Here is a 1257-nt window from a genome sequence, read left to right on the forward strand (position 1 = left end):
GGGCATTACCGGCTGCAACAAGGCCGGATAGAGAGCTGCAGCCCATCCTGTCAGTCCGAACACGCGAAAGCTGTTGCAAAGCGGGACGCGTTCATAGAGAGCCGTATGACGTGAGTGTGTCACGTACGTATTCGGCCCTTCAGAATTAGTCGAAGTCAGACGTGGCAAGTGGCCGCCGGAAGATCGTGTTTGCCCGAACGCTCAGAAGCAATATCGATCAGAACGGTGTCACGGATCGGCGTAATGAGGCCATTCTGGGATCGGCGTAATCGAGCCACTTGATGATCGCCGTAATCGAGCCAGTGCATGATCGGCGCATTCGGGCCACTCGATGATCGGCGTAATGGAGCCACCTCAGGATCGGCGTAATCGAGCCACTTTGCAGACTCGTTGTCACGCCGGGCCGTAGCCCGAAACGCATTTCGAATTTCCGTAACCCGGTACCTTCGGCATCTTTGTCCGGAGGGCCGATGAGTAACAGGAGGTTCGAAGTGTTTGAGTATCGACAGGTTCTGGCGCGCATGCGCCAGGGCGATTCCGACCGCGACATTGCCGGTGCACACCTGATGGGGCGCGGCAAGCTGAAGACCGTACGACAGGTCGCGCTCGCTCACGGCTGGCTTGATCCCGGCCGCCCCTTGCCGGATGATGCTGAGCTGGCCGGCATCTTTGGGCGCGATCCCAAGGTGCCACGCAGCCGCATCTCCACGCTCGAGCCGTTTCGCGATCTGGTGCGAGGCTGGTTTAACGCCGACGTTCAGGGCACGACGATCCACAATGCGCTGAGACGCAACCATGGCTATACGGGCAGCTATTCGGCGGTGCGCCGTATGCTGCTGAACCTCAAGTCTGAGCGCGGCGTCAGGGCGACGACAATCCTTGAGTTTGCACCGGCCGATGCTGTGCAGGTCGACTTCGGCGCCGGGCCGGTGCTCACGCACGAGTCCGGCATTGCGCTCAAGACGTGGATCTTCGTGATGACGTTGGCCTGGTCGCGGCATCAGTACGCCGAGATCGTGCGGGACCAGACAGTCGAGACCTGGCTGGCCTGCCACCGGCGCGCCTTCGAATGGCTGGGCGGCTGCCCAAGCCGCGTGATCATTGATAACGCGAAGTGCGCGATCACCAAAGCCTGCATGTACAGCCCCGAGGTTCAGCGTAAGCACCTCGCGCTGGCCATGGTTGAAACGACATTCGCGTGAGTGCATGATGCAGCCCGGTTCTCAGTTGTGTGCTGAGGCATGTGCGCAGATGGGG

General features: G+C 60.7%; 2 protein-coding genes. One reads left to right on the forward strand and one right to left on the reverse strand.

Annotated features, from left to right (window positions below; translation table 11 throughout):
• Positions 1 to 155: 155 nt before the first annotated feature.
• Positions 156 to 308 carry a hypothetical protein gene (locus HV796_RS43850; protein ID WP_217478253.1) on the reverse strand — a complete coding sequence of 51 codons (153 nt, stop codon included), beginning with the start codon at positions 306 to 308 and terminating at the stop codon, positions 156 to 158.
• A 162-nt stretch (positions 309 to 470) separates the two neighbouring features.
• On the opposite strand from HV796_RS43850, the gene HV796_RS42550 reads away from it, so the two are divergent.
• Positions 471 to 1202: a DDE-type integrase/transposase/recombinase gene (locus HV796_RS42550; protein ID WP_246356409.1), complete on the forward strand. Its 732-nt coding sequence runs from the start codon at positions 471 to 473 to the stop codon at positions 1200 to 1202.
• The last annotated feature ends 55 nt before the right edge of the window (positions 1203 to 1257 follow it).

Origin of the sequence: Paraburkholderia humisilvae (genome assembly GCF_902859855.1) — a bacterium.
Classification (GTDB): Bacteria; Pseudomonadota; Gammaproteobacteria; order Burkholderiales; family Burkholderiaceae; genus Paraburkholderia; species Paraburkholderia humisilvae.

Coding starts and splice junctions, on each gene's coding strand:
- HV796_RS42550 (WP_246356409.1), top strand. CDS start 471: ATGAGTAACAGGAGGTTCGAAGTGTTTGAGTATCGACAGGTTCTGGCG.
- HV796_RS43850 (WP_217478253.1), bottom strand. CDS start 308: ATGCACTGGCTCGATTACGGCGATCATCAAGTGGCTCGATTACGCCGA.